At 61.4% G+C, this 19,133-nt stretch carries 16 protein-coding genes; 9 read left to right on the forward strand and 7 right to left on the reverse strand.

Going from position 1 to position 19,133, the window contains the following annotated elements:
* Positions 1-27 precede the first annotated feature (27 nt).
* Positions 28-1,602 carry an FGGY family carbohydrate kinase gene (locus ACS4RS_RS25900; protein WP_439012906.1) on the reverse strand — a complete coding sequence of 525 codons (1,575 nt, stop codon included), beginning with the start codon at positions 1,600-1,602 and terminating at the stop codon, positions 28-30.
* Between the two features lie 789 nt (positions 1,603-2,391).
* On the opposite strand from ACS4RS_RS25900, the gene ACS4RS_RS25905 reads away from it, so the two are divergent.
* The 7 genes from ACS4RS_RS25905 to ACS4RS_RS25935 all read left to right on the forward strand — a co-directional run bounded on the left by ACS4RS_RS25905 (position 2,392) and on the right by ACS4RS_RS25935 (position 11,069).
* The gene (locus ACS4RS_RS25905; protein WP_439012907.1) at positions 2,392-3,048 is read left to right on the forward strand and encodes a DUF2291 domain-containing protein; all 657 of its coding nucleotides are present in this window, start codon (positions 2,392-2,394) and stop codon (positions 3,046-3,048) included.
* A complete protein-coding gene (locus ACS4RS_RS25910) occupies positions 3,045-4,589 on the forward strand; it encodes an ATP-binding cassette domain-containing protein (protein ID WP_439012908.1) in 1,545 nt (514 codons plus the stop codon). The genes ACS4RS_RS25905 and ACS4RS_RS25910 overlap by 4 nt, the downstream gene beginning before the upstream one ends.
* Before the next feature lie 22 nt (positions 4,590-4,611).
* Complete coding sequence (locus tag ACS4RS_RS25915) at positions 4,612-5,664, forward strand: ABC transporter permease subunit (protein ID WP_439012909.1); 1,053 nt, start codon at positions 4,612-4,614, stop codon at positions 5,662-5,664.
* A 111-nt stretch (positions 5,665-5,775) separates the two neighbouring features.
* Complete coding sequence (locus ACS4RS_RS25920) at positions 5,776-6,723, forward strand: D-ribose ABC transporter substrate-binding protein (RefSeq protein ID WP_184380959.1); 948 nt, start codon at positions 5,776-5,778, stop codon at positions 6,721-6,723.
* 150 nt (positions 6,724-6,873) lie between these two features.
* Positions 6,874-7,716 (forward strand): DeoR family transcriptional regulator, encoded by an 843-nt coding sequence (locus tag ACS4RS_RS25925; RefSeq protein WP_439012910.1) that lies wholly within the window; start codon positions 6,874-6,876, stop codon positions 7,714-7,716.
* A gap of 37 nt (positions 7,717-7,753) precedes the next feature.
* Positions 7,754-9,283 (forward strand): FGGY family carbohydrate kinase, encoded by a 1,530-nt coding sequence (locus ACS4RS_RS25930; RefSeq protein ID WP_439012911.1) that lies wholly within the window; start codon positions 7,754-7,756, stop codon positions 9,281-9,283.
* Between the two features lie 43 nt (positions 9,284-9,326).
* A complete protein-coding gene (locus tag ACS4RS_RS25935; protein WP_439012912.1) occupies positions 9,327-11,069 on the forward strand; it encodes an FAD-dependent oxidoreductase in 1,743 nt (580 codons plus the stop codon).
* A 7-nt stretch (positions 11,070-11,076) separates the two neighbouring features.
* On the opposite strand, the gene fba is transcribed toward ACS4RS_RS25935, so the two are convergent.
* The 6 genes from fba to ACS4RS_RS25965 all read right to left on the reverse strand — a co-directional run bounded on the left by fba (position 11,077) and on the right by ACS4RS_RS25965 (position 16,919).
* A complete protein-coding gene (fba, locus tag ACS4RS_RS25940; RefSeq protein ID WP_439012913.1) occupies positions 11,077-12,141 on the reverse strand; it encodes a class II fructose-bisphosphate aldolase in 1,065 nt (354 codons plus the stop codon).
* Between the two features lie 488 nt (positions 12,142-12,629).
* The gene (locus tag ACS4RS_RS25945) at positions 12,630-13,568 is read right to left on the reverse strand and encodes an FAD:protein FMN transferase (protein WP_439012914.1); all 939 of its coding nucleotides are present in this window, start codon (positions 13,566-13,568) and stop codon (positions 12,630-12,632) included.
* Positions 13,549-15,735, reverse strand: a complete 2,187-nt coding sequence (locus ACS4RS_RS25950; protein WP_439012915.1) for a PepSY domain-containing protein — start codon at positions 15,733-15,735, stop codon at positions 13,549-13,551. Before ACS4RS_RS25950 ends, ACS4RS_RS25945 begins: the two co-directional genes overlap by 20 nt.
* Before the next feature lie 18 nt (positions 15,736-15,753).
* A complete protein-coding gene (locus tag ACS4RS_RS25955; RefSeq protein WP_439013266.1) occupies positions 15,754-16,224 on the reverse strand; it encodes a DUF2271 domain-containing protein in 471 nt (156 codons plus the stop codon).
* Between the two features lie 30 nt (positions 16,225-16,254).
* Complete coding sequence (locus ACS4RS_RS25960) at positions 16,255-16,602, reverse strand: hypothetical protein (protein WP_439012916.1); 348 nt, start codon at positions 16,600-16,602, stop codon at positions 16,255-16,257.
* Positions 16,603-16,637: 35 nt separating this feature from the next.
* Positions 16,638-16,919, reverse strand: a complete 282-nt coding sequence (locus tag ACS4RS_RS25965) for a PepSY domain-containing protein (protein WP_449314084.1) — start codon at positions 16,917-16,919, stop codon at positions 16,638-16,640.
* 131 nt (positions 16,920-17,050) lie between these two features.
* On the opposite strand from ACS4RS_RS25965, the gene ACS4RS_RS25970 reads away from it, so the two are divergent.
* Together ACS4RS_RS25970 and ACS4RS_RS25975 are read left to right on the forward strand one after the other, a co-directional pair.
* The gene (locus ACS4RS_RS25970; protein WP_439012918.1) at positions 17,051-17,710 is read left to right on the forward strand and encodes a response regulator; all 660 of its coding nucleotides are present in this window, start codon (positions 17,051-17,053) and stop codon (positions 17,708-17,710) included.
* Entirely contained in the window at positions 17,707-19,068 is a 1,362-nt protein-coding gene (locus tag ACS4RS_RS25975; protein WP_449314085.1) for an ATP-binding protein, read from the forward strand. Before ACS4RS_RS25970 ends, ACS4RS_RS25975 begins: the two co-directional genes overlap by 4 nt.
* Positions 19,069-19,133: the final 65 nt, after the last annotated feature.

Consider the following 19,133-nt stretch of genomic DNA (forward strand, 5'->3'; position numbering starts at 1 on the left):
GCTCCTTCGATGCCTGCTGCATCAGAATTACGCGCCCACCGGCGACGTCGTTGCGGCTTCGGCAAGCTTGTCCCAGGCGGGCGCCATTGCCTGGCGCACATCGGTATAGGCGGAAAAGAGCCGGTCGAACCGGTGGGCCTCGCTGGCGTCCGGTGTCTCCGCATCGCCGAGGAGCGGCGTCACCCAGTCGGCAATGCAATCGTCCATGCTGGAATAGACGCCGACAGCCACCGCGGCCATCATCGCAACGCCGGCCGCCCCCGTCTCTTCGCGGCGCGACTGGCGGATCGGTGCGTTAACGGCGGCCGAGAGTGAACGACGAAGAGCGGCGGAGCGTGTTGCCCCGCCCGTGACCCGCAGCTCTTCGGGCATCGCGCCCATCGCCGCGTAGCAGTCGCGGGTGGCAAGCCCCAACCCTTCGACCACGCTGCGCAGCAGGTCGGGGAAGCCGTGACGCATCGAAAGCCCGGTGAAGCCGGCGCGCGCATTGGCGTTGACGAAAGGCCCACGTTCGCCCGCTTCGGAAATGTAGGGATGGTAAAGCACCGCCCCGGGTCGGCTTTGTGCAAACCAGCCGTCGATGCGCGCAATGAGGTCTGCATGCGAAGCAGGCTTGCCTGCCTCGGCCATGAGATAGGCGGCGACATCCAGGATCCAGTCGATGTTGATCGTGGCACCCATATTGGTCTGGACCTGAGTGACGATGCCGGGGATGGGCAGGGCGATCACATAGCCGGTGCCCTCACGATTGAGCTGAACGTCGGCAACGGACTTGGCGCGCAAGTGCACGCCGGTCGAGCCGATCGTCGAGCAGGCGGCGTTGCGAGCGTCGCTGCGCACGCCCGCACCAAGCGCCGTCATCACCATGTCGACATAGCCGAGGCAGACCGGCGTTCCGACAAGAAGCCCGCAGGCCTTCGCCGCCTCTGATGTCAGCGGGTGGCTGACCTCGCTGCCGTCGATGATTTCGGGCAGGAGCCTGCGTCTATGGTCAAGGCCGAGCGCGTCGATCACCACTGCATCATACTGGCGCGTTCTGAAGTTGCCGAAGGTGAAACTTGCCTCCGATGGATCGGTTGCCCGCATGCCTGTTAGGTTGAGATAGAGCCAGTCCTTGCAGTGCAGCGCCGCCTCCGCCCGATCGAGAAGGTCGGGCGTGAAGCGGTCCATATGGGCAAGTTGCGCGCCCTGCTGGCATGTGTTGAGGCCAGTGCCCGTTGCCTCGAAGCGGGCGCGGTTCTGGGTTCCGCCGGCGAGCGCCGTCACCGTCGGCGCGGCGCGCGCGTCGAGCCACAGCCAAGCATCGGCTACCGGCGTATTGCCGTGGCCGACGAGCCAGGTGCCGTCGCCCTGTCCGGTGACGGCGATGGCTGCCGTGCGCGATGCAAGATCCGGGACCTTTTCGCTAAGGCCACGCAACGCGCTGGCGCAATCGAGCCAGGTCTGATCCAGCGACTGTGTTGCCGAGCCATTGTCTCCGGTGGTGTATCTGTTGCGAACGGAGGCTGTGTCAATCTGGCGTCCGGATAGATCGAAGGCAACGGCCTTGATGACCGAGGTGCCGGCATCTATGCCAATTATGATCTTCTGGGTCGATGTCATCGCAAGCCTATCTCGCCACCATCGTAAGCGCCGCAGCGGGCAATACGCGCATCAAATTCATCTGAAATCCTCCCGATCCCTAAACTCATCTAGGATGATGCATCCGGCTGAAACGTCGGTCCTTTCACGGGGAACGGCAAGCGCGCCTCCTGGAAAATCCCAGATCCGGCGTGCAGCGAGAACCTACTTAACTTCGCACAAAACATAACATAAAGATACCACAATACCAGTAAGATTTTTCTGGCGATGTAATTTTTTTCATCTAAAATAAGAGGGCAAGGAACTTGGCTTAGCGCCGCCGTGCTATCGGCATGCAGCATCGAAAATGGCAATGCGCGCAAGGCTCGATTTGTAATTTTTTACATGAATAACAGAGGGATGATGCCGCATCCCGATGGAATAACAGGTGCGAAGGCATCTGCATTTCCTGTCATTTGTTGCTGCGCTGCAGCGTGATGAGCAAGATGTGAGATCGCGAATTTCAGTCGAGCTGTCGTGAAAGTGCCGTTGACAGCTCATAAAATATATAACATCATTTACGGCATAAGTAACATACTTCTATCACGGAAGCGCGCTTCCCGATGGAGAATTTGCAGGCCCGGGCGGTTGGAGGAGACAGCCGACGGTCTTGTTGAGGAGGCTTCCAATGCGAATTTTCGTCCAGAGTTGCGCCCTTGCGGGCGGCCCGCCGGTTTTTCTTCCGGTGCGACGCAATGCTTCAGCGCGCCTGCGATCATCATCGCGCTAGCACTTCCCATCTTGCCATTCCAAGCCAAAGGCCGTCCGGACATGAGTACCTCGTCCGATCATGCAGCATCAAAGCCGAGCAGCGGCAATGGCGGGCTTCTTGTCAGCGCTGCGTTGGCGGTCATCGTCGTTGCAGCGATCGCGTTCGATACGACGGTCGTCAAGATCGGTTCCGAAAACGATGTCCGCCAGCAGGCATTCTCTCCGGAAACCTTCGGCGCCGAGCAGTTCCCGAGGATCAAAGCAAATGTCGAGGAGCGGGCAATGGCGGCCGCTGATCTCGCGGTCGCCATCGCCGCCGACAAGAAGGCGGCGGCCGAGAAATACGGCACTGCGACGAGCACCGGACCGGTCATTCCCGTCACGCTGACCGGCGTTTTCGGCGCCCGCAAGTCGAACACCAACGAAATGAAGATTGATGGGTTGCCTCCCGAGACGGTGGTCCGTGTCCAGACCGGCCCTGCGGTCAACGGCACGGACCTCCGCGATGCAACCGGCACCATCGAATTCGGCCAGTTTACCAACCAGATCCAGTATCAGGATGCCGGCTCGGCCATCAATAACGAGATGAAGAAGGCGGTTCTTGCGGGCCTGGATGCTGACGCCCTGGACGGAAAGCAGGCGACCGTCGTCGGCGTCTTCAAGCTCATCAACCCGAAGAACTGGCTCGTCACGCCGGTGAAGGTCGAGCTCAAATGAGCCAGCCGCAACGCAGCAACGGGGCGAAAGGCGAGGTCGTCCTCGCAGCCCGCAACATCGCAAAATCCTACGGCAGCGTTCACGCCCTCAAGGGTGTGAACTTCGACATCCATCGCGGCCAGGTCACAACGCTGTTCGGAGAGAACGGCGCGGGCAAATCGACCCTGATGAAGATCCTTTCGGGTGTGGCGCAGCCAAGCTCCGGCGAGATCATTCTCGACGGCTCGCCGATCAGCTTTAGTTCGTCGACCCATGCCCGCGAGCGCGGGATCTCGATCATTCACCAGGAGCTCAGCCTCGCCCCCAATCTCAGTGTCCGCGACAATATTTTCATGGGCCGGGAGATCATCAAGGGCGGTGTCGTCGACTTCGCTGAAGAGGAGCGTCAGACCCGGTCGCTCATGGAAGAGCTCGAGGAAGACATCGATCCGCTGGCGCGCGTCGAGGACCTTCGCCTCGGCCAGCAGCAGATTGTCGAAATTGCGCGAGCCCTCTCCGTCAATTCTCGCATCCTGATCATGGACGAGCCGACCTCGGCGCTGAGCGCGACTGAGGTGGATGTGCTCTTCAAGGTCATCCACGACCTGACGAGCCGCGGCGTGTCGATCGTCTACATCTCGCATCATCTGGAAGAGGCGCTGCAGATCACCAATCACGCCGTCGTTCTGCGCGATGGAAACATGACGGCCTATGCCGAGCGCAAGGATATCGATCTCGAATGGATCGTCCGCAACATGGTCGGCGAGAATTTCGACCTCGGCAGCCCGCCGCAAGGTCACCCGTTCGGTGACGTCTCGCTTTCCATCGAAAACCTCAGTGTCCCCGGTCCCTCCGGCGCTGCCTATAATGCAGTCGATCGTCTGTCTCTCAAGGTGCGTGCCGGCGAGATTGTCTGTATCTACGGGCTGATGGGCGCCGGGCGCACGGAACTGCTCGAGTGCATTGCCGGGCGTCTGCGCTCAAGTGGCGGACAGGTTCTGCTCGAAGGACAGGACGTCAGTGGGCTCAGCATCGCCGGACGCATTGCCAGCGGTCTCGTGCTTGTGCCGGAAGATCGCCAGCGTGACGGCCTCGTCCAGACGATGACGGTCGGTTCCAATCTGTCGCTTGCCAGTATCCGCGCTTTCACCAAAGGGCTTTTCACCTCCGGCCATCGGGAGCGCGATCTCGTCAATGACGCGATCCGGCGGGTGCATGTGAAAACCGATGGCGGTGCAGCTTCGATCGGCTCGCTCTCCGGCGGCAACCAGCAGAAGGTCGTCATCGGCAAGATGCTGGCAACCCAGCCGAAGGTCATCCTGCTCGATGAGCCAAGCCGCGGCATCGACATCGGCGCCAAGTCGGAAGTTTTCAAGTTGCTTGCGGAGCGCGCCAAGCAGGGATTGGCGGTCGTCTACTCGACGTCCGAAGTCAATGAATGCCTGAGCATCGCGCACCGCATCATCGTCATGCATCGCGGCAGGATATCGGCCGAGTTCGGCTCGGATGTCACCAAGGAAAAGATCATGGCCGCCTCCGGCGAAGCCGTGGTCGCGCACTAGCCTGGATTATGGAGCACTGATTATGTCAGTCACAGACGTCACCGAAAAGAAATCAGTTTCCAGCGGGCAGAAGCGCAATACCAATATCGTGCGTCTCGTCCTGGAAGGCCGGGCCTTCTTCGCGCTGATCGTCATCATCGCGGTCTTCTCGTTCCTGTCGCCCTACTACTTCACGCTGAACAACTTCCTGATCATGGCGTCGCACGTCGCGATCTTCGGCATTCTGGCGATCGGAATGCTGCTCGTCATCCTGAACGGCGGCATCGATCTGTCGGTCGGCTCGACGCTTGGGCTTGCAGGCTGCATCGCCGGTTTCCTGATGCAGGGCGTCACGCTCACCTATTTCGGCGTCATCCTCTATCCGCCGGTCTGGGCCGTCGTCGTCATCACATGTGCGCTCGGTGCGCTTGTCGGTGCGGTCAACGGCGTGCTGATCGCCTATCTCAAGGTGCCGGCCTTCGTTGCCTCCCTCGGCGTGCTCTACGTGGCCCGCGGTATCGCGCTGCTGATGACCAACGGCCTGACCTACAACAATCTCGGCGGCCGTCCGGAACTCGGCAATACCGGCTTCGACTGGCTCGGCTTCAATCGGCTCGCAGGCATTCCGATCGGAGTCATCGTGCTTGCGGTTCTCGCCATCGTTTGCGGCATCGTGCTGAGCCGCACCGCCTTCGGCCGCTGGCTCTACGCCTCAGGTGGTAACGAGCGTGCAGCCGACCTCTCCGGCGTCCCGGTCAAGCGCGTGAAGATCATCGTCTATGTGCTTTCGGGCGTCTGTGCCGCAATCGCCGGCCTGGTCCTCTCCTCGCAGCTGACCTCCGCCGGTCCGACGGCAGGCACAACCTACGAACTGACGGCGATCGCAGCCGTGGTCATCGGCGGCGCGGCGCTGACCGGCGGCCGCGGTACGGTTCGCGGGACCATGCTCGGCGCCTTCGTCATCGGCTTCCTTTCGGACGGCCTCGTGATCATCGGCGTCTCGGCCTACTGGCAGACAGTATTCACCGGCGCGGTGATCGTTCTCGCCGTCCTCATGAACAGCATCCAATACGGCCGCCGGGTCAAATCGTCCTGACGGCTGAGACCGAAACTTGTCCACGACGGCAGGCTGGAGTCCACGAAGCCGATTGGGGAAAGCACTGCCGGATCCCCGGCAATAACTGAACTCACGAATGGGAGAGAGACTATGTTTAAGAAAGGCATGCGCATACTTCTGGCCGCAGCGGCCGTGGCACCGCTTCTTGCAAGCTCCGCTTGGGCAGCGGGGATGATGACGATCATCGTCAACGATCCGTCGAATCCCTATTGGCTGACGGAAGGCAATGTCGCCAAGGCGACCGCCGAAAAGCTGGGCTACACGGCCTCGGTCAACGCCCACAAGGGTGACACCAATACCGAAAGCAACCTGATCGATACGGCGATCACCAACAAGTCGGTGGCGATCATCCTGGACCCGGCAAATGCCGACGGTTCCGTCGGTGCGGTCAAGAAGGCCGTTGCTGCCGGCATCCCGGTCATCCTCGTCAACGCCGAAATCAACCAGGAAGGCCTGGCCAAGGCGCAGCTTGTTTCCAACAACGCACAGGGTGCCGCCCTCGGCGCACAGCAATGGGTCGAGGCAATCGGCGACAAGGGCAACTATGCCGAACTCTTCGGCGCGCCGTCCGACAACAATGCCGCAACGCGTTCGAACGGCTACGAGACCGTCCTTTCGCAGTATCCGGACCTGAAGAAGGTCGCCAAGGAAGTTGCCAACTGGGACCGCACCCAGGGCCACAACAAGATGCAGTCCATGCTGCAGGCCAACCCGGATATCGTCGGCGTCATCTCGGGCAATGACGAAATGGCGCTCGGTGCGATCGCCGCACTCAAGGAAGCCGGCAAGCTTTCCAATGTGAAGGTCGGCGGCTTCGACGGTTCGCCGGATGCAGTTGCTGCCATCAAGGCGGGCGAACTCCAGTACACCGTCCTCCAACCGGTTGCCGTCTTCTCCGAAGAAGCCGTCAAGCAGGCCGACAACCTGATCAAGACGGGCAACACGGGTGCCAAGAGCGAGAAGCAGCTCTTCGATTGCCTGTTGATCACCAAGGACAACATCGACAAGTACACCGGCCCGTTCGTTCTGGCGCAGTAAAACGGTAAAGGGCGCTCGCAAGAGCGCCCTCATTTTCATGCTGGAAGCGATGGCCGGCGGTCCAGCCGGCGGTCGCGTTTCACCTTTTTGCCTTGGCGCGGCAATCACTGTACGAAGCTGGGATCCGTAATTCAGCGACAGGGGTGACCCGTGACACAGAAGACCAGCCGGGACGACGATCTGTTGGACCAGCTCACCAGCGACAGCCGGCAGACGCGCCAGATCGCGCGCCGCCGCATGATTGCGGAGGCCGTGATGGGTGAAGGCTCGATGCGGATTGAAGACCTGACCGATCGCTTTGGGATCAGCCTGATGACGGCTCACCGAGATGTCGATGAACTCGTCAGCCGCGGCCTCTTCAGGAAGACGCGCGGCATCGTCACTGCAGCGGCGACCAATCTCATCGAATCCAGCGACGTCTACCGGTCCAACCGTCAGGCGGTGGAAAAGAAGCTGATCGCCGAGGCGGCGATGCAATTCGTCGAACCTGGACAGGCGATCTTTTTCGATGACTCGACCACGGTACTTCAGATGGCGGCGCATCTGCCTTCGAAGGTGCCGGTCACCGCAATCACCAATTCCCTGACGTTGATGAATGCGCTGACGGGCCTGCACGACGTCACGCTGCTCGCCCTCGGCGGCCAATATTACAATTGGTGCAATGCCTTCATGGGGCGCATAACCATCAACGAGATCAGGGCTCTCAGGGCCGATGTCGCGTTCATCTCGATGTCGGCGATCAGCGATGACACGGTGCTGCACCAGTCTCCTGAAACAGTCGATACCAAGCGCGCCATGTTCGACTGTTCCGTAAAACGCATCTTGCTTGCCGATCATACCAAATTCGAACGGCGCGCACTCCACAGTTTCGCAGCACTGGATGAGTTCGACGTCGTTATCGTCGACGACAAGACCCAGCCGGTGCACATCGACCGCATGCGGTCCAGAGATATCAACGTGGTCATCGCCAAGGGCGCCGGAGGGCGCACCTGACGGCGCGGGCCCGTTGCCCCTCGTGAGGTAAACGTGAATGCCGACACTGCTCGGGATCGATAGTGGTTTGACAGTCACCAAGGCGGTCATCTTCGATATCGACGGCACGCCGCTTGCAGCCGCACGGCGCCGCGTCACGCAGTTCATTTCGAAGGCGCGCCATATCGAGCGCGACATGGATGAATTGTGGAAGGCGACGGCCGATGCCATCCGCGAAGCGATTTCGCTCAGCGGGCGACCGGCAAGCGAGATAGAGGGCATTGCCGCTACCGCGCATGGAGACGGCATCTACTTGCTCGATCACGCCCGGAAGCCGCTTGGCCGGGCCGTTCTCTCGCTGGACAGCCGGGCAGGGCCGATCGTTGACCGGTGGACGAAAAGCGACGTCGCCGACCTGGCGATCGAGCTGACGGGACAGGTCCCGCACGTTTCCGCGCCATCGGCATTACTTGCCTGGATCCGCGAAATGGAGCCTGAGCGCCACAAGCGCATCGGCCATTTCATCAGCTGCAAGGACTGGCTGCGGTTCTGCCTGACCGGGACCATCGGTACGGACCGCACCGAAGCGAGCACCTCCTTCACCAATGTCAAGACGCAGAACTACAGCGAGGATGCGCTGCGGCTGTTTGGCTTGCAGGATCTCGTCCACGCCCTGCCACCAGCCTCGCGCTCCGACCAGATCGTCGGACGCGTGACCCGTGAAGCCGCGCAGCTGACGGGCCTTGCCGAGGGAACGCCTGTCGTTGCCGGTCTGCACGACGTCACGGCCCCGGCGCTCGGGGCAGGGGGTTATGCGAAGGGCGTTGTCGCGGTCATTGCCGGGACCTATTCGATCAACGAGACGCTTTCGTCGGAACCGCGTGTCGACCGGCGCTGGTTCTGCCGCAACGGCATTGCACCCGGCATCTGGAACAGCATGTCGATTTCCCCGGCATCGACAGCGAATTACGACTGGTTTCTGGACACGCTTTGCGCTTCCGAACGGAAGAATGGCGCGGTGCAAGGCAACTCGATCCACGCCCTGCTGGCGCCCGAGATCGAGGCCGCCTTCGAGCGCCCCTCGACCGCGCTCTTTCATCCCTATCTGTTCGGCTCGCCCTATGGTGCGGCGGCCAGCGCCGCCTTCTTTGGGCTCGGTGGATGGCACGACCGTGGCGACATGCTGCGCGCCGTGCTTGAGGGCATCGCTTTCAATCATCGCATTCATGTCGACGCGCTTCGCGACGGCTTTGCCTTCGATCAGGCGCGGCTCGCCGGAGGCATCTCGCGCAATCCTGCCGTCGTGCAGATGTTTGCCGATGTGCTTGGCATGCCGGTCACGGTAACCGAGACGGATGAGGCGGCCGCCTGGGGTGCTGCGCTTTGCGCCGGGTCGGGCGTCGGGGTCTTCGCCGATCCGCAAAGCGATCCGCGCGACACTGCCTCCATCGCAAAGACTTGCCGGCCCGATGCGGCCCGCAGAGCGGATTATGAGAAGCGTTACCAGGTGTTCCGCGACATTGCCGACGCGATGATCCCCCTTTGGCCTAGGATTGCCGCGCTTGCGCCGGAACAATCGGCAAACTGAAAAGACAAATGCCTGCCGCGGCGGGCAATTTAGGACGACGAGCATGACCCCCGATTTGCAGCAGCGCTTCTCCAACCTCGGCGAGAACGATATCGACGTTTTGATCATCGGGGCGGGCATTAACGGCGCCGGCTTGTTCCGCGACCTCTCACTACAGGGTGTCAATTGCCTGATCGTCGACAAGGCCGATTTTGGTTCCGGCACGAGCGCTGCACCATCGCGGCTCATCCACGGCGGCCTGAAATATCTGGAAACGGGTGAGTTCGGACTGGTTGCGCAGTCGACGCTTGAGCGAAACCTACTGCTCAAAAACGCACCGCATTGCGTCGAGCCGCTGCCGACCTTCATTCCGGTCTTTTCCTGGACCCGCGGTATCTGGGCAGCAATCAGGACGCTCTTCGGGTCGAAGACGGCGCCACGCAGCCGCGGAGCCGTGCTCATCAAGATCGGGCTTCGGCTCTACGACTTCTTCGGTTCACGCGACCAGGTCATGCCGCGCCACCGGCTGATCCTGAAGAAACAGGCGCGCAAGGAGATGCCGCATGTCACCCCTGCCATCGTCGCCGGCGGCATCTATTACGATGCCAAGATCAGCAGGCCGGAGCGGCTGGTCTATGAGCTTGTGGGCGATGGTCTCGATGCGAATGCGGGGAGCCTCGCGGCAAATTTCTCGACACTGGCTGCCGTTTCAGAAGGGCGTTTGACCTTCCGGCAGCCGGATGGTCGCGATGTCACCGTTGCCCCCAAGCTGGTCGTCAACGCGGCAGGTCCTTGGATCGATCATGTCAACACTTTGCTCGGCGCGCCATCGCACCTGATCGGCGGCACCAAGGGTTCCCATATCCTGCTTGACCATCCCGAGTTGGTGCGAAGCCTCAACGGCCACATGATCTATTTCGAGGCCGACGACGGCCGCATCTGCCTGGTCTACGACTATCTCGGGCTGGCACTGGTCGGTTCGACCGACATTCCAGCCAACGATCCGGACAATGTCCGCTGCGAGGAGCCGGAAACCGAGTATTTCCTCGAAAGCGTCCGTTCGCTGCTTCCGACGCTCCGCTTCGATCGCGATCAGATCGTCTACAGCTATAGCGGCATCCGCCCGCTGCCGGCATCGGATGCGGCCGCACCGGGCCTGATCAGCCGCGATCACTCAGCGCCGGTAAAGGAGCCAGAGAAGGGCAGACCGTTTCCGATCATTTCGCTGGTCGGAGGCAAGTGGACGACGTTTCGCGGCTTTGCGGAAGAGGTCGCCGACACCGTTCTCTCCCGGCTGCAGCGCAGCCGCAGCCAGTCGACACGCTATCTGGCGATCGGCGGCGGAAAGCTCTTTCCGGTTGACGCCCACCAACGTAGCGCCTGGATCAGGGATACCGCGTCACGCAGCGGCGTTGCCGCCGAGCGTGCCGACGAACTGCTCGGCCGCTACGGCACGACGGCCGCAGTCCTGCTTTCTTCTGCGTCAGGCTATACCGACGAGCAGCGCCTGACGGGTGCGCCGCGTTACAGTCTCCGCGAGATCGACTGGATCGTCCGGAACGAAATCGTTGTCCACCTGTCGGACATCGTGATGCGCCGCACGACGCTTGCGATCAAGGGCCAGTTGACGCTGGCAGGCCTGCGGGAAATCGCCGGCGTTGCCGAGGCAGCGCTCGATTGGAATGCCGAACGAACGGCCAGCGAAATCCAGGACGTTATCAGCCAGCTGAGCCGCTTCCACGGCCAAGCACTGACAGGCAAGGTTGCCGGCGAGCCGGAAAAGACACTGCGACCGGCGTCGGGCTAACCCAGTTTCAAGAGAAAGCCGGATCGAGGGAACCGGACTTGTAACGCTTTGCCATTTCCGAAACGGGAAGGGGCGTGATGCGACCCGCCATGCCGGCGGTACCGAACTGTTCGAAGCGCTCCTTGCAGAGCTTGCTCAGCGCCGCCATCGCCGGTTTCAGATATTTGCGCGGATCGAACTCGCTTGGGTCCTCCTGCAGCACGCGGCGGATCTGGCCGGTCATCGCCATTCTGCCGTCGGTGTCAATGTTGACCTTGCGAACGCCGTTCTTGATGCCGCGCTGGATTTCCTCGACCGGCACTCCCCATGTCGGCTTCATCTGGCCGCCATACTTGTTGATGATCTCCTGCAGTTCGATCGGAACCGAGGACGAGCCATGCATGACGAGATGTGTGTTCGGGAGCTTACGGTGAATTTCTTCGATGACGTTCATCGCCAGTACCGAACCGTCCGGCTTGCGGGTGAACTTGTAGGCGCCGTGCGATGTGCCCATCGCGATGGCAAGCGCATCGACCTTGGTTTCGCGCACGAACTTCACGGCTTCGTCCGGATCGGTCAGCAGCTGGTCATGCGAAAGCTTGCCCTCGGCGCCGTGGCCGTCCTCGGCCTCGCCCATGCCGGTCTCGAGAGAACCGAGAACGCCGAGTTCGCCTTCAACCGAGATGCCGCCGAAATGCGCCATATCAGTCACCATCTTGGTGACGCCGACATTATAGGCCCAGTCGGCGGGCGTCTTGGCATCCGCCCTCAGTGAACCATCCATCATCACCGAGGTGAAGCCCGCCTGGATCGCCGTCATGCAGTTGGACGGATCATTGCCGTGATCAAGATGCACGCAGACCGGAATATGCGGATAGATTTCTACGACGGCATCCATCATATGCTTGAGCATGATGTCATTGGCATAGGCGCGGGCTCCGCGCGACGCCTGCATGATAACCGGCGCCTGACACGCGTCCGCGGCCTCCATGATGGCGAGCGCCTGCTCCATGTTGTTGATGTTGAAAGCGGGAACGCCGTAGCCTTCCTCCGCAGCATGGTCGAGCAGTTGCCTAAGCGTAATGCGAGCCATCCAAGATTCCCCCATATCGATGGTCGATCGAAACGCCGCCATCTCCTCGAAACTAGAGCCCGGGCGGGACCCGTTCAAGCATCTTATTTTAATAGGCTAAATCGCATAGGGGGAGGAATGCAACAATCAGAAATAACAATATCACAAACAGCGTGATATTTCTCAAGAGTCATTTCGCATGCACGAGCCGAATGAAAATCGTTGCCTGTGCTGAAGAGATGGCGCGCCATGCCCCTTGCCGGAGATGGGGTGGAGCAGGAGGAGTACGAAATCGCAGGATAAGGCGAACGGGCCCGGCACTTATGCTGCACGCCGCAGCCCAGCCGGAAGGATCGAAATCCGTTGTGATGTTCCGCATCCCAGGTGTCTATGCTGGTCAGGTTAGTATGCTGCCAACTAAGCGGTGAGATGTGCTTCAACAGAGTATCAGGAATGTCCTCCGCCCGCTCGTTTCAGCTGCGCCTGATCAACGCCAACGCGGCTTCTGATCAATGCCTAAATATGCCGCATCCACGACATCTCATTCGATCCCGCGACAGGAAAAAAACGGAAAGGCCGGCTTGTTCGGCGCATGAAAGACCTGCCTCACCAAGGACCATCATTGCCGTCGCCCAGCCATCGGCGCTCGCGCAATCGCCTGCGACCACCGTCGCCGAGGCGGGCGGATTTTTGAGCGGCATGCCGAGAGGGGGGGCCATGGTATGTGAGAAGCGATACCCGCCAACATCTACCCAATGGCGATAATCCCCGGACGTTGCGACGGCTGCATCCTCAAGCTCGATGATGGAATGCGGCGCACGTTCGTGACGGTCGGGTTTCTCGACCGCAATCGCCCAACCTCTGCCATTCGGCTGCCTGCCGAGCGCGCGCAGCTCTCCATCGATCGCGAAAAGCCCCGCTTCTACACCGTGCTGACTTGCGGTTTGCGCCAGCCGATCGACACCGTAGCCCTTGGCGATGCCGTTGAGGTCAATTTGAATGTCGGCATGTTTGAACGCTCGCTGATTGGCCGGATCGAGCTCCAGCATGTCATGGGTCGGTTTGCGGCCTGCGAGGCGGGCAAGATTTATTGCCGTTTCGTCAATCTCTGCAACTCCGAAACCCCAGGCGGCGACAGCGTCGCCCATGCCGATGTCGAAGGCTCCGCCCGAGGCTTTGCCGATGGCAAGACCCATCCCGAGCACCTTCATCAGGTGCTCGGGAAGGGCGACCCATTCGCCGGAGCAAGCGGCGTTCAGGCGGTTGAGATCGCTTTCGGGCTTCCACATGGACATCTGCCGGTCGACCTCTGCGACGGCGTCCGCCATAGCGGCGTGGACTTCTGTGGTTTCGAAGTCGACCGGCATGTGAAAGAGTGCGGACCAGCGCGTACCCATGGTGGGACCGTTTAGGGCATGGCGGGCGAGATCAGTAAACGTCTTCGGCATAGCGACCCTCCGCCTTGAGCGTTGCAAGACTTACCCCTTGCGGTATCAGAATATCGGCGAGAGCGGCGGCAACGCCTGCCGCCATGTCGCGGCCGCCGCAGACGAGAATATGGCCGCCTGCCGTAATGAGTCTACCGATCCTGGCGGCATCCTTGTGCAGGATGTCCTGGACGTAGGCCGGATTTGCAGTGCGCGAGAAGGCCGTTGACACACCTGCCAGCCGGCCGTCCTCCTTCCAGCCCGCCAATTCCTCCGCATAGAGAGCATCGCTCGCCGGATGACGTGTTCCGAAATAAAGATACATGGGCTGGCGGGCCGTATTCGCGCGAGCAAATCCCGCAAGAGGTCCGATACCGGTGCCCGCCCCGATCAGGATGATCGGTCTGCCGCTGCGTAAAGGCCGAAAGCTCGGATTGGAACGAACGAAGGCCGTCACCGTCTGCCCGGGTTCCAGAGCTGTCAGCTGTCCGGAGCAGAGGCCGCCTGCCTGCTTGCGGACGCAGATTTCGAGGAACCCGTCCTTCGTGCCAGAAGCGAGCGAGTAGAAGCGCGGCACTTCCGATCCTTCCGGCAGGATGCCGACCAGGTCCCCGGCTTCGAACCGGGGGAATGCGTTGCCGGCCAGACGCTGCCACAAGGGCACCCTCGGCGGGGTGAAGCGCAAAATCACGGTCGTCGCCTGAACGCTTGTGCCGTAGTCGCGCCGCGAGACCAGTGAAAGCTCCCAGGTCTTCGGTCTGGTGGGGAGGTGGTCGAGCTCGAAGCTGAGTCCGAGGATCTGCGCGAGATCACGGCCCCAGCGGGAAAAATCCTGTGACGACTGGCGGTCGACCGTGTCGTAGGGCAGTAGCCTATCCCAGCCCCTCTTTTCCGCCAGCCGCGCGATGTCGGCTGCGTAACCGCAATAGGCGGGGAAGCTGCGGTCGCCGAAGCCCAGAACCGCAAGCGAAAGCGCTTTGTCTGCAGGCGCGCGCTGAAAGCGCTCCAGAAAACCTTGCGCGGACACCGGGGCTTCGCCGTTGCCGTAGGTGGCGGCAAGAAGGATGAGCCGTTGCGCGATGGGCCAGCGTGCGGGTTCGAAGCTCGACATTGGACCGACATGGACACGCATACCATGCTCCGAAAGCGATCTTCTCAGCGTTTCGGCAAAGCCCCAGGTCGTGCCGCCCTCGCTGCCGACCAGGATGACGGTATCGGCCTCGGAACCGCTCTTCTTCCCGCCACGCGACTTGGACCAGGCGGCGAGACCGGTCCAGCTGAGGACAGGAACGGCAAGTGCGGAAACACCGAGAAGCAGGCCGAGCCACGCCATCCCCTGGCCGGTGTGCAGCATGGTGATGACGTCTGTCAGGCGATCGACCTGGTTCGAATCCTTCCAGGCGAGCAGTTTGCCGGTGCCCTGGTCGATATAGCCTTCGCCAGCAGCCGTCTTCAGGGTAAACACGTCGCTCGCATCGCCGGCAGCCGGAAAGCTGAGGGTGCGAAGCGTGTCGATCGGGGTTTCCTGCAGAAGGGGTATGGAGGCGACTTGAGCGCCCACAGCTCCGCTGACCTGCGATGGGAAGGGCGGAGCGCCGGCACCCGCGGGCAGATAACCGAATGTTGAGGCAGTCATCCAGAGCGCGCTCAGCGATGACAGAAGCAGGCCGGGCAGCGCAAGCCGCGAGATAGCGGCATGAAAGCGTCTGTCGCCCACGCCTTTTGCGGGTTTCAAGATATGGCGCCAGCCGCCGGCGCGGCGCGCCAGCAGGAAAAGGCCGGACAGGTTGAGTGCCGCCAGGGCTGCCGCGCCGCTGGCGACGATGAGGCGGCCGCTATCGTCGAGGAGAAGCGCGCGATGAAGATTTGTGAGCCAACGCTCGACCGCCGACGCGTCAGCGCTGCCAGTGGGCGAGCCGGTTGCCGGATCGATAATAGCAGATGCCGGCTGGTCGCCGTCGAAATAATATGCCGTGATCCGGCCGGACGGTGCGCGCTTGATCTGTTCTACTGAGGGTTCCGTTGACTGGATCCGTGCCGTGAGTTCCGCGACACTTAGGTCCTGAGCCACGGGCGTGGAGAGCCCCTCAATGGCCGGGAAGACGGAGAGTGCCGTACCGCTCGCGGCGATAACGGTGATAAGCGCAGCGGCGATCAGCCCAAACCAGCGGTGGAGCGACCGGATCATGGCAATTTTCCTTGCAGATTAGCGCGTATAGGTGAAGTCGGCGATGTAGCGGCTGCCAGCAGCCGCTTGGCCCGATCCGGCCGAGGTTAGCGGCACGACGATTTCGTTGGCGCTCTCGCGCATGTCTTCGACGGCGGAGTCGATGTGCAGTTTGTAGCCGGCATCAAAGAGGGTATCGGCAAGGTCGAGTGTGATCTTGAGCGAGCGGCCGGAACCGACGCTTGCTCCGGTAATGCCGTTGATTTCGCCAGAGTCGCCACCTGTGGCCCGATACCAGCCGCTCAGATGCTGGTAGTAGCGCGCCTTGCCTCCTGCCATCCACAGGCTGCCGACATATTTGCCCTGCGCATCGGTCACGTAATAGGCAAGATAGGCTCCATCTCCACCATAGTTGCGCATGTTGGTGGCGAAAGTCACTTCGCTTGCGAGTGCAAGACCGGGCATTGTTAGTGCCGTGGTGACTGCCAGCATTGCCAGAAAGGACTTCATCCTCATTGTTCATCTCCTTTTCGGGTACGGTCAGTTCATCTGGGCGCGGGGCTTGCTGCCGGGCGTGAACAGGCTGTTGCTCGGGGGTGACGCGTTCTGGGGCATGGGAGCGTTGCGACCGCCGCACTCAGCGCGGCTATCATTATCATCATCATCGTCACCTTGCCCGCGACAGTCGTTAGCGGCGTAGCGGTCATCTCCGTCGCCATGCCGGTGATATCCCTCGCGGTGGCCCTTGCCCTCATGTTCGCGGTAGTCCGCCCTCACGATGTCGGTGCCACTGAGCCTCAGTGGATCGAGGGGTAAGGCCATGCTGGCGAAGGCGGCGAGAATGCTGGTGCCGGCAACCGCGCCAAGAAGAAGTTTGCGGCGTTTCATGGGTGTGTCTCCTTTGGGATTGGCAAGAGCGAGGGTCACCGATGGTTGCGGCGGTCCTCGATTTCGATGACATTGAGCGTCGCGGGGTCGATCTTCGCTTCGAAGCGGCGTCCGGTTTCATCCGTCCCGTAGACTTCGTAGCAGCCGTCATCGATCTTGATGCGTCCCAGCGTCCAGCCGCGCTCCTCGGCAAGCGCACGAACCGCCTCGCGTCCTTTCCAGTCACGGATCGGAGCTTCGCAGTGTTCCCTTGCCTGGGCAGATGTTGCCGCCATGATCGCAAGGGTCACGGTTGGCAGGATGCCGGTCTTCATCATTGGTTCCTCTCGTTGTCGCACCGATAATTCAGGCCGCAGACTGACCGCCACCTGACGGACGCCGAGACTTTGCTTCAGCTTCCTGTAAGCTGGCGGATGGACTACAGAGGCGACGAATGGAGAAATCCTGCATGAGGGTTCTGCTGATTGAGGACGATAGGGCACTGGGGACGGCCATCCGCGACCAGATCGCCGCGGATGGTCATTCCGTCGATTGGATGAGCCGCCTCGACGAGGCGGGCGACGCGTTCGTCTCTGCCGCCTACGATCTCGTCCTCCTCGACCTGATGTTGCCCGACGGCCTCGGCATTCCCTTCCTTAAGGCCTTGAGGGCACGCGGGAACGCGACGCCCGTGATCATACTGACGGCGCTGGATCAGGTTTCCGACCGGATATCCGGTCTGAACGCCGGCGCGGACGACTACATGGTCAAGCCCTTCGATCTAGACGAACTTTCCGCACGTATCGGTTCTGTCGCGCGTCGCTATACGGGCAACCCGAACCCGATCGTCACGCTCGGACCATTGGAGATCGATCTGGCCGCACGCAGTGTTAGACTGAACGGCAGACCCGTCGTCCTGACGGCACGGGAATGGGTGCTGTTCGAGGCCTTCGTCCAGCGTCCCGGTCAGTTGCTTTCCAAGACGCAGCTCGAGGAACGGCTCTATTCGTTCGACCAGGAGGTGGACAGCAATGCCATTGAGGTTCATGTGAGCCGGTTGCGCAAGAAGCTGGGGGCACAGGTGATCGAAACAGAGCGCGGATTGGGCTATAGACTGGGACGGCAATGAGAATGTTGTCTTCGCTTCAGGCGCGTCTGGCAATCGCGGTCGGCGTCTCAATCACCATTCTGTGGCTCGCTGCCGCCGTTGTTACGGCACATCGCCTCGGGCGAGACATGGAAGAGGTTTACGACGACGGGCTGAAAGCCACTGCCGAACGCATCCTGCCGATTGCCCGCCACGACCTGCGCGAGGGACACGACGGGCGCGGGACGTCCGACGATGATGAGGCGGATGACGCTGGTCACGGTGCGCGGCCTGAAAGCGAAGCCCGCTACGGGGAGGCTGTGACGTTCGTCCTGCGTGACAGGCAGGGTCGTATTCTGACTGGTTCCAAGGGAGCGGACGCCTCGGTCTTTCCTCCCTTCGAGAAGCAGGGATTTTCGCGCACCGACACGCACCGGCTCTATTATGCAGCAAGTACCGACGAAAACCTGATCATCGCTGTGGCCGAACCGCTGGATCGCCGTCGGGACCTGTCGCAGAAGATGCTGCTCGGCCTGATGCTGCCGCTGTTGATCGTCATTCCACTTAGCCTGGTGGCGATCCTCTTGGCGGTCCGGATCTCGCTGCGTCCCGTCCGCGACCTCAAAGAAGGACTTGCCCGTCGCGGGGCGCAAGACCTTTCGCCATTGATCGCAACCGGTATGCCGCGTGAACTGCTGCCGATCTCGGCGGGGATTAATCAGCTACTTGCCCGGTTGAAAGCTGCATTCGACGCTGAGCGAACCTTCGCCGCGAACGTAGCGCATGAACTTCGCACGCCCGTTGCCGGCGCGATCGCCCAAGCCCAGCGCATTCGATCGGAGACGAAAGAGGAGCAGACGGCGCAACGCACCAAGGAAATTGAAATGTCACTCAAGCGCCTGATGCGCATGGCGGAAAAGCTGATGCAGCTCGCACGCGCCGAGGGTGGACGATTGCGCGCCGACGAGCCATCGGATCTGAGGGAAGTCGTGCAAATGACCGTAAAGGAGTTCGAACGTGCCGGACAGGGATGGATTGACCTGACAATGCCTGAAAGGCCCGTGATGTCGTCGCTCGATCCCGACGCAGTTGGCATTCTTGCCCGCAATCTCATAGAAAACGGGCTGAAACACGGAGTACCGGGAGGGCGAGTCGAGGTTACCCTCGACGAGCGAGGTCTATTTACGGTCGCCAATGATGGCATAACCCTTCCTGCAGAGGTGATGGACCGGCTGATGCATCGCTTTGAGCGCGGCAACCTCGAGACCGTTGGGAGCGGCGTCGGGCTTGCCATCGTCAAGGCAATTGCCGATCGCGTGGGCGCCGCTGTCGACGTCGTCTCTCCTCGTCGCGGGAAGGGTGAGGGGATCGAGGTGCGTGTGAGCTTACCAGTCACCTGACGGCTCGTCTTTGACCACGCGCGCACCTCTTCACCTCTGGACTCCGCGGAACCGACTTGGAAGCC

This window comes from Rhizobium sp. F40D2 (genome assembly GCF_051810745.2).
In the GTDB taxonomy this organism is placed as follows: domain Bacteria; phylum Pseudomonadota; class Alphaproteobacteria; order Rhizobiales; family Rhizobiaceae; genus Rhizobium.

What these genes read in the sequence shown, in the direction of transcription:
- ACS4RS_RS25960 (WP_439012916.1), bottom strand. Translation starts at nt 16,602, where the DNA reads ATGAAACGCCGCAAACTTCTTCTTGGCGCGGTTGCCGGCACCAGCATT.
- ACS4RS_RS25965 (WP_449314084.1), bottom strand. Translation starts at nt 16,919, where the DNA reads ATGATGAAGACCGGCATCCTGCCAACCGTGACCCTTGCGATCATGGCG.
- ACS4RS_RS25970 (WP_439012918.1), top strand. Translation starts at nt 17,051, where the DNA reads ATGAGGGTTCTGCTGATTGAGGACGATAGGGCACTGGGGACGGCCATC.
- ACS4RS_RS25905 (WP_439012907.1), top strand. Translation starts at nt 2,392, where the DNA reads ATGAGTACCTCGTCCGATCATGCAGCATCAAAGCCGAGCAGCGGCAAT.
- ACS4RS_RS25920 (WP_184380959.1), top strand. Translation starts at nt 5,776, where the DNA reads ATGTTTAAGAAAGGCATGCGCATACTTCTGGCCGCAGCGGCCGTGGCA.
- ACS4RS_RS25910 (WP_439012908.1), top strand. Translation starts at nt 3,045, where the DNA reads ATGAGCCAGCCGCAACGCAGCAACGGGGCGAAAGGCGAGGTCGTCCTC.
- ACS4RS_RS25900 (WP_439012906.1), bottom strand. Translation starts at nt 1,602, where the DNA reads ATGACATCGACCCAGAAGATCATAATTGGCATAGATGCCGGCACCTCG.
- ACS4RS_RS25945 (WP_439012914.1), bottom strand. Translation starts at nt 13,568, where the DNA reads ATGCCGAAGACGTTTACTGATCTCGCCCGCCATGCCCTAAACGGTCCC.
- ACS4RS_RS25950 (WP_439012915.1), bottom strand. Translation starts at nt 15,735, where the DNA reads ATGATCCGGTCGCTCCACCGCTGGTTTGGGCTGATCGCCGCTGCGCTT.
- ACS4RS_RS25930 (WP_439012911.1), top strand. Translation starts at nt 7,754, where the DNA reads ATGCCGACACTGCTCGGGATCGATAGTGGTTTGACAGTCACCAAGGCG.
- ACS4RS_RS25975 (WP_449314085.1), top strand. Translation starts at nt 17,707, where the DNA reads ATGAGAATGTTGTCTTCGCTTCAGGCGCGTCTGGCAATCGCGGTCGGC.
- ACS4RS_RS25955 (WP_439013266.1), bottom strand. Translation starts at nt 16,224, where the DNA reads ATGAAGTCCTTTCTGGCAATGCTGGCAGTCACCACGGCACTAACAATG.
- ACS4RS_RS25935 (WP_439012912.1), top strand. Translation starts at nt 9,327, where the DNA reads ATGACCCCCGATTTGCAGCAGCGCTTCTCCAACCTCGGCGAGAACGAT.
- fba (WP_439012913.1), bottom strand. Translation starts at nt 12,141, where the DNA reads ATGGCTCGCATTACGCTTAGGCAACTGCTCGACCATGCTGCGGAGGAA.
- ACS4RS_RS25915 (WP_439012909.1), top strand. Translation starts at nt 4,612, where the DNA reads ATGTCAGTCACAGACGTCACCGAAAAGAAATCAGTTTCCAGCGGGCAG.